Genomic DNA, 7,761 nt, shown 5'->3' with positions numbered 1-7,761 from the left:
TGGATTACCAGATTCATCGCGTTGTGGATGACGGTCCGTTTGTGTGGGTGACGGAGCAGACGGTTGTTTCCTACGCCTATGACGACTTGGGACGACTGGTTTCAGTGACCAATGCCGTCGGTGAAAGCGAGGTTTATCGCTACGACGAACAGCACGTCATCCTTGAACGCGGTTTGGCCGGTGGGGCGAGTTTCTTCTGGGAGTGGGAACGGTCTGGCAAGGCGGCGCGTTGTGTTCGGCATTGGGCCAGTTTCTCGCAGATGGACACGCGTTATGCCTGGGATGACAACGGCCAGGTCACGGTGTTTAACGCCGATGGCAGTCAGGAAGTCTACGTGCATGACCAGCGGGCGCGGCTGGTGCAGCGGGTTGATCCTGATGGGGCTGAGCATTTCAACTCCTACGATGACCGGGGTCGGCTGACGGTTGAGCAGGACCCGCTCGGGGCGATCACGGCGTATCAGTACGACGAAGCCGGGCGCTTGGTGGCGGTGTTTCCGGGGGACGATGAGCCGACGACCTACGAGCATGATAACGGCTTCGTACGGGTTGTAAGGCGGGGTCAGGCGGTTTGGAAGTATGAGCGCAACGATCAGGGCGATGTAACGCGCAAGACCGATCCTGATGGTCATGTGACTGACTACAGCTACAACAAATACGGGCAACTGGTTGGGTTTTGGTACCCGGATCACAGCTGTCAGCGGCTGGTGTGGAACGAGCGTGGGCAGTTGCTTGAGGAGCAGTTGCCGAATGGTGGGATCAAGCGTTATCGCTATGACGATCTTGGGCGGCAGATTGCGCGTGAGGATGAGCATGGCGCGCTGACCCAGTATCAGTGGGACGACGTTGGGCGGTTAGTCCAGGTCGTCTTGCCGAGCGGCGACACGCGTAAATATACCTACAACGCTTACGGAAAAATCACTTCCGAACGCGATGAACAGGGGCGCGTCACCCGCTACGAATACGCCGACGGCCTGCACCTGATCAGCCGCCGCATCAATGCCGATGGCACCCAGGTCAAGTACCGCTACGACAACGCGCGGTTACTGCTGACCGAGATCGAAAACGAGGTGGGCGAGACCTACCGGCTCCAGTACCACAACAGCGGCCTGATCCAGCAGGAAATTGGCTTTGACGGTCAGCGCACGGCGTACGTATACGACCTCAACGGCAACCTTCAGGAAAAGACCGAACACGGCGATGACGGCAGTCAGTTGGTTACCCGTTACGAGCGCGATCATGCCGGACGCCTGATCAGAAAAACCCTGCCCGATGGCAATACCGTCGATTACACCTACGACCGCCAGGGCAATCTCCTCAGCGTCGAAGACGGCCACTGGTCCCTGGCCTACGAGTACGACAGCCAAAACCGCCTCACCGCCGAACACCAAGGCTGGGGCACCCTGCGCTACGGCTACGACGCCTGCGGCCACCTGCAAAACCTGCGCCTGCCGGACAACAACCGCCTCACCTTCAATCACGACAAAGGCGGCCACCTCGCCACCGTCGAACTGAATGGCGCAGTACTCACCTCACACCTGTTCAAGGCCGGTCGCGAACAGCAACGCCAACAAGGCCAACTGTTCAGCCACTACCAACACGACCACCAAGGCCGCCTGTTCAACCAGAGCATCAAAGACGCCGAAGGCCCGGTCTATCGCCGTCATTACGACTACGACAAAACCGGCAACCTCACCCGCCTGCTCGACACTCGCAAGGGCGAACACCGCTACCACTACGACCCACTCAACCGCCTCACCCGCGCCGACCACACCCAAGCCGATCAGGAACGCTTCGGCCACGACCCCGCCGGCAACCTGCTCATGCAAAACCGCCCCGGCCCCGACATCGTCGCCGGCAATCGCCTGATGATCCAGGGCGACCATCATTACGACTACGACGCCTTCGGCAACCTGATTCGCGAACGACGCGGCAAGGGCCATCAACTCGTCACCGAATACCGCTACGACTGCCAGCATCGTCTGATCGGTATTAAAAAACCTAACGGCCAGACCGCCAGCTATCGCTACGACCCGTTTGGTCGCCGCATCAGCAAAACCGTCGACGATGTAACCACTGAGTTTTTCTGGCAAGGCGACAAACTGATTGCCGAACACCATGCGGATCGGCATCGCAGCTATCTCTACGAACCCGACAGCTTCCGTCCGCTAGCCTTGCTGGAAGGCTTCGGCCCCAAGGAAACCAAGCCCTACCACTACCAACTCGACCACCTCGGCACGCCGCAGGAACTCACCGCCCAAGACGGCGAAATCGTCTGGTCGGCGCACTACCGCGCCTACGGCGAAATAACCCGCCTCGATATAGGAAAAGTCGACAATCCGCTGCGTTTCCAGGGTCAGTATTTCGATCAGGAAAGCGGGCTGCACTACAACCGCCATCGCTACTACAATCCGGATGTTGGTCGCTACATCACGCCGGACCCGGTGAAGCTGGCGGGTGGGATCAATGCTTACCAGTACGTGCCCAATCCGACGGGATGGATAGATCCCTTAGGTCTAAGCTGTACGAATGGAAACTGTCCTGAAGGTCCATATAGCGTAATAGTTCCAGGAGGGGGTTTAACTGCACATGAGAAAGCAGGAGGACATTTAATGGAAAAACACATAGGTAGAAGCGACAAACAATTATTGGAACGTTTAAAGCAAGAGCCACACATCCCAGCCGCCTCAACCTTCCATGACAGAGCAACAGCAGAGCGGGAAATATCGACCGTACTGGATGAAAACAAAGCCAAAATCGATAATTTTTTAAAAGGGAAAAACAATCAAATCGTCATCATTCAAAAAACCAAACATCCCGTAGGTACAAGTTTCAAAAAGAACAGCACATCAGCCGTTTCGGGAAAGGAAATTTACCTGATAATCCGTAAAGCCCCTAACATGCATACTGGTTACCGAATTCATACTGGATTTCCAAACCCATGAACCAAGACTATCCCGAACTACAACAGTTTTTTGCTGGTTACTTCAATCAAGACTGGGTTGACGACCACGAAAAAGCAGACGATGTTATTGAGTTTTTCATCTCCGACTCATCTGAAGACACGATATTAAAAGTACAAACAGAACTAGATAAGCTAATGCGCAGCGGAAAGACAGAGCAAGAGTTGGAAGCTTATTTATTCAGCGATATAGGTTGCTACTATTATTATCGCAGCGAATGGCCCGACGGCCTAACTTGGTTGAGGCATGTTGTATCAACACTTAAAAACAGAACCCCCAAAATTAAAAATGAAAAAATCTAACCGGTGCCAAAGGACGCGATACCCGCTTATGTGGCGAGCGAGCTTGCTCGCGTTGGGCCGCGAAGCGGCCCCACTCCAGGCGATGAGTGTTTTCTGATAAACCAGCATTGTCTGTTTTGGGGCTGCTACGCAGCCCAACGCAGGGCAAGCCTGCTCACCACAAAAGGGTGTCAATCAGCAGAAAATCACCGCTTCGAAAGTTCCATAATCATCCGACTCAACAGATAAACCCGCGGCACCACACTCTCCACCTCCGCATACTCCTCCGGCGTATGAATATTCCCGCCAACAATCCCAAACCCATCCAACGTCGGCGTGCCTACCCCGGCTGACAAGCTGGCATCCGCCGCACCGCCACTGCCTTCAATCGTCAACGTCTTGCCCAACTCCCCATAAATCCCCTGGGCAATCGCCACCAGCTTGTCCGACTCCGGCGTCTGCGGCATCGGTGGCAGCCCACGCTGCAGGCTGGTCTTCACTTCGGTCTCGGGGATCAGCTTGTTGGCCGACACCCGTGCCAGGTCCTTCTCGATGCGGTCAAACTCTTCCGGCAATGCCGCGCGCACGTCGGCCTTGGCGGTGGCCTGGTCGGGAATGACGTTGGTGCGGTCGCCCGCCTTGATCACGGTGAAGTTGATGGTGGTTTTCTTCTCTGCATCCCCCAGCTTGCCCAGTTGCAGGATCTGGTGCGCCGCTTCCATGGCGGCGTTACGGCCGAGTTCCGGGGCGACGCCGGCGTGGGCGGCTTTGCCTTTGACTTCGACCACGGCGGTAGCGCTGCCTTTGCGCCACACCACCAGGCCATCGGCCGGGCGCCCGGGTTCGAGGTTGAGGGTGACGTCGTGGGCCTTGGCGGTTTGGCGGATCAGCTCGGAGGCGGCGTCGGAGCCGGTTTCTTCGCTGGCATCGAGCAGGAAGGTGATTTGCGCGTAGTCCTTGAAGCCCTGGTCCTTGAGGACTTTGAGCGCGTAGATGCCGGCGACGATGCCGCCTTTGTCATCCATCACGCCGGGGCCATAGGCGCGGCCGTCCTTGATGTGGAACGGGCGCTCGGCGGCCGAGCCTTCCTTGAACACGGTGTCCATATGGGCCATCAACAGGATTCTGGCTTTGCCGGTGCCCTTGAGGGTGGCGACCACGTGGCTGTTGTTGGCGGCTTTGTCCGGCACCAGCTCGATGGAAAAGCCCAGCTGTTTCAGCTCATCCACGGCGATGTCGCGCACTTGGGTCAGGCCCGGTTCATAACCTGAGCCCGAGTCGATATTTACCAGGCGCTCCAGCAGTTTCAGGGCGTCGGCCTTGTAGTGTTCGGATTGGGCCTGGATCTGTTTATGGGGCTCGGCGCTGTAGGCCGGCACAGCGAAGGACACGGCCAGGGTGGCGGCCAGGAGGGTACGGCGGAAGGTGAAGAGCATGAACCGATCCTTGTTTTTGTTGGAAGGTGCCGTGACACCCTACCCCACAGACTGATCGCAACCAACCCTCGCGCACCGCACCGCCACACCCAGCAGCAGAGCAGCCGTGATGCGTTGCATCAGAGGGCATGAGCAAGTGCACCCTCAACGAAGCCCTCGACCGCCTGCGCGGGCGCAACCTGCTCGCTTCCAGCCAAGGCCGTGGCTATTCACTAGAAATATTAGAAATTTATTAGTACATAACCGTTTATCGGCTATGCAGCGGGATAAAACCTGTCGCACCAGCCTTTTTGCTTCGTCATGTATCTCCTTATCGCCAGATACACTGCAATACAAAGGGTACAAGGCAAGGCCAGCGCCAGTGGCTAGACTGCGTCCCAACGAGCATTTAACGAGGAAGGCAGCATGGATCATGTCGATCACATCCTGATCGTCGATGACGACCGGGAAATCCGCGAACTGGTGGGCAACTACCTGAAGAAGAACGGCTTGCGCACCACCGTGGTCGCCGACGGCCGCCAGATGCGCAGCTTCCTCGAGACCACCCCGGTGGACCTGATCGTGCTGGACATCATGATGCCCGGCGACGACGGTTTGCAGCTGTGCCGCGAGCTGCGGGTGGGCAAGCACAAAGCCACGCCGGTGTTGATGCTGACCGCACGCAACGATGAAACCGACCGCATCATCGGCCTGGAAATGGGCGCGGACGATTACCTGGTCAAACCGTTCGCCGCCCGTGAGCTGCTGGCGCGCATCAACGCGGTGCTGCGCCGCACGCGGATGCTGCCGCCGAACCTGGTGGTCAGCGAGACCGGGCGGCTGATCCGTTTCGGCCGTTGGCGCCTGGACACCACCGCCCGCCACCTGCTCGACGAAGACGACACCCTGGTCGCCCTGAGCGGCGCCGAATACCGCTTGCTGCGGGTGTTCCTCGATCACCCCCAGCGCGTGCTCAACCGCGACCAGTTGCTCAACCTGACCCAGGGCCGCGACGCCGATCTGTTCGACCGTTCCATCGACCTGCTGGTGAGTCGCCTGCGCCAACGCCTGCTGGACGACGCCCGCGAACCGGCCTACATCAAGACCGTGCGCAGCGAGGGCTACGTGTTCTCCCTGCCGGTGGAAATCCTCGAGGCCGAGCAATGACCTTAAGGTTTGGCTGGCCGCGTACCCTGGCGTCACAGTTGTCGCTGATCTTCTTGATCAGCCTGGTGTGCGCCCATGGCTTGTCCTTCAGCGCGCAGTTCTATGAGCGCTACATCAGCGCGCGCACCGCCATGCTGGGGAACCTGGAAAACGACGTGGCCACCTCGGTGGCGATCCTCGACCGGCTGCCCGCCGACGAGCGCGCCAGCTGGCTGCCGCGCCTGGATCGGCAAAACTACCGCTACCTGCTCAACGCCGGCGAAACTGGCGAGCCGATGCGCAGCGACGACGTGCCCATGGCCGCCACCTCGATTGCCGATGCATTGGGTGAACACTACGCGCTGACCTTTCGCGACATCCCTGGGATGCAGAAGCACTTCCAGGCGCACCTGACCCTGGCCGACGGCAACCCGATCACCCTCGACGTGCGCCCCTCCATGCTGCCCGTCGCGTACTGGCTGCCGGTGGTGCTGGTGCTGCAACTGGCGCTGCTGCTGGGCTGCACCTGGTTCGCCGTGCGCCTGGCCATCCGCCCGCTGACCCGCCTGGCGCGCGCCGTGGAGACCCTGGACCCTAACGCTCACCCCACGCCGCTGGACGAAACAGGCCCCACCGAAGTAGCCCATGCCGCGGTTGCGTTCAACGCCATGCAACAACGCATCGCCGAATACCTGAAGGAACGCATGCAGATCCTCGCGGCAATTTCCCATGACCTGCAAACCCCGATCACCCGCATGAAACTGCGCGCCGAATTCATGGAGGATTGTGCCGAACGCGACAAACTGTGGAGCGACCTCGGGGAGATGGAGCACCTGGTGCGCGAGGGCGTGGCCTACGCACGCAGCGTCCACGGCGCCACCGAAGCCAGCCACCGCATCAACCTCGACGCCTTCCTTGACAGCCTGGTGTTCGACTACCAGGACATGCACAAACAGGTGAGCCTCAGCGGCAAAAGCGCGGTAGTTCTCGACACCCGCCCTCACGCCCTGCGCCGGGTGCTGGTGAACCTGGTGGACAACGCCCTCAAGTTCGCCGGCGCCGCGCAACTGGAGGTCGGTTCGACCGCCGATGGCGAGCTGTCGATCAAGGTGCTCGACAACGGCCCGGGCATTGCCGAGGACGAACTGGTGCAGGTGATGCAGCCGTTCTACCGCGTGGAAAGCTCACGCAACCGCGGCACCGGCGGCACCGGCCTGGGGCTGGCGATTGCCCAGCAACTGGTGGTGGCGATCGGGGGCTCGTTAACGTTGAGCAACCGGCCGGAAGGTGGGTTGTGCGCGCAGATCAAGATCAGCCTTTAAAGCAGGCCAACGTGATTGCTGCACGTTGACCAGTCTTGTTACACACCATATAGTGTGCCCACAAACAGATCAGACCACTACATAGTGTGCGGTCTCGGTATTTACCGACCACATTATGGGCAGTATTTCAATGCCTTGAAGCCTGCAAAAACACTTATTTTTCGAATACCAGGAAGGAGCATTTCCATGCTGAGTTGGGATGAAGTCGACAACGAAGACACCGGTGCAGCGGTGATCAAGGGCGCCAATGCCGGCCACGCCAGCGAAGCCAACATGGACCGCCTCGACGGTGCCGGCGCCGCGGCTGCGCTGGAAGCCCGTAACGTGACCGCCAACGACTCCGCCGCCATCGTCCGCGCCAAGGCTGCGCTGGACAAACTCGACGTCGCCGAAGGCCTCGCTGAACTCGAAGGCGCCTCCGCCCGCGTCGCCGTTGACGAAAAGCGCATGATCAACTGCCGCGCCGACCTCAACCAACTCGTGCCGTTCAAGTACGACTGGGCCTGGCAGAAGTACCTCGACGGCTGCGCCAACCACTGGATGCCGCAAGAGGTCAACATGACCGCCGACATCGCCCTGTGGAAAAACCCCGAAGGCCTGACCGACGACGAACGCCGCATCGTCATGCGCAACC

6 protein-coding genes are annotated in these 7,761 nt (G+C 59.4%); 5 read left to right on the top strand and 1 reads right to left on the bottom strand.

Going from position 1 to position 7,761, the window contains the following annotated elements:
• Both BMX59_RS29920 and BMX59_RS29915 read left to right on the top strand, forming a co-directional pair.
• On the top strand, positions 1-2,945 hold a 2,945-nt coding region (locus BMX59_RS29920; RefSeq protein ID WP_139212946.1), incomplete at its 5' end, for an RHS repeat-associated core domain-containing protein.
• Entirely contained in the window at positions 2,942-3,265 is a 324-nt protein-coding gene (locus BMX59_RS29915; RefSeq protein ID WP_093128584.1) for a contact-dependent growth inhibition system immunity protein, read from the top strand. The genes BMX59_RS29920 and BMX59_RS29915, both read left to right, overlap by 4 nt.
• Positions 3,266-3,450: 185 nt before the next feature.
• Here BMX59_RS29915 and BMX59_RS29910 read toward each other — a convergent pair whose 3' ends face one another.
• Positions 3,451-4,680 carry a M20/M25/M40 family metallo-hydrolase gene (locus BMX59_RS29910; protein WP_092250886.1) on the bottom strand — a complete coding sequence of 410 codons (1,230 nt, stop codon included), beginning with the start codon at positions 4,678-4,680 and terminating at the stop codon, positions 3,451-3,453.
• A 405-nt stretch (positions 4,681-5,085) separates the two neighbouring features.
• Between BMX59_RS29910 and BMX59_RS29905 the strand changes: the two genes are divergently transcribed.
• The 3 genes from BMX59_RS29905 to BMX59_RS29895 form a co-directional block, all read left to right on the top strand.
• Positions 5,086-5,826, top strand: a complete 741-nt coding sequence (locus BMX59_RS29905) for a response regulator (RefSeq protein ID WP_093128579.1) — start codon at positions 5,086-5,088, stop codon at positions 5,824-5,826.
• The gene (locus BMX59_RS29900) at positions 5,823-7,127 is read left to right on the top strand and encodes an ATP-binding protein (RefSeq protein WP_071490715.1); all 1,305 of its coding nucleotides are present in this window, start codon (positions 5,823-5,825) and stop codon (positions 7,125-7,127) included. The genes BMX59_RS29905 and BMX59_RS29900 overlap by 4 nt, the downstream gene beginning before the upstream one ends.
• 186 nt (positions 7,128-7,313) lie before the next feature.
• Positions 7,314-7,761 (top strand): ribonucleotide-diphosphate reductase subunit beta (locus BMX59_RS29895; RefSeq protein ID WP_175486730.1); only part of this gene is annotated, 448 nt, incomplete at its 3' end.

The organism is Pseudomonas sp. NFR09 (assembly GCF_900111535.1).
Taxonomy (GTDB): domain Bacteria; phylum Pseudomonadota; class Gammaproteobacteria; order Pseudomonadales; family Pseudomonadaceae; genus Aquipseudomonas; species Aquipseudomonas extremorientalis.
Note: the sequence above shows the minus strand (reverse complement) of the source record. Positions and strands in the feature narration are given on the sequence as shown.

Bases quoted from the DNA above. Each gene is read 5' to 3' on its own strand.
- BMX59_RS29915 (WP_093128584.1), top strand. From the start codon at position 2,942: ATGAACCAAGACTATCCCGAACTACAACAGTTTTTTGCTGGTTACTTC.
- BMX59_RS29910 (WP_092250886.1), bottom strand. From the start codon at position 4,680: ATGCTCTTCACCTTCCGCCGTACCCTCCTGGCCGCCACCCTGGCCGTG.
- BMX59_RS29905 (WP_093128579.1), top strand. From the start codon at position 5,086: ATGGATCATGTCGATCACATCCTGATCGTCGATGACGACCGGGAAATC.
- BMX59_RS29900 (WP_071490715.1), top strand. From the start codon at position 5,823: ATGACCTTAAGGTTTGGCTGGCCGCGTACCCTGGCGTCACAGTTGTCG.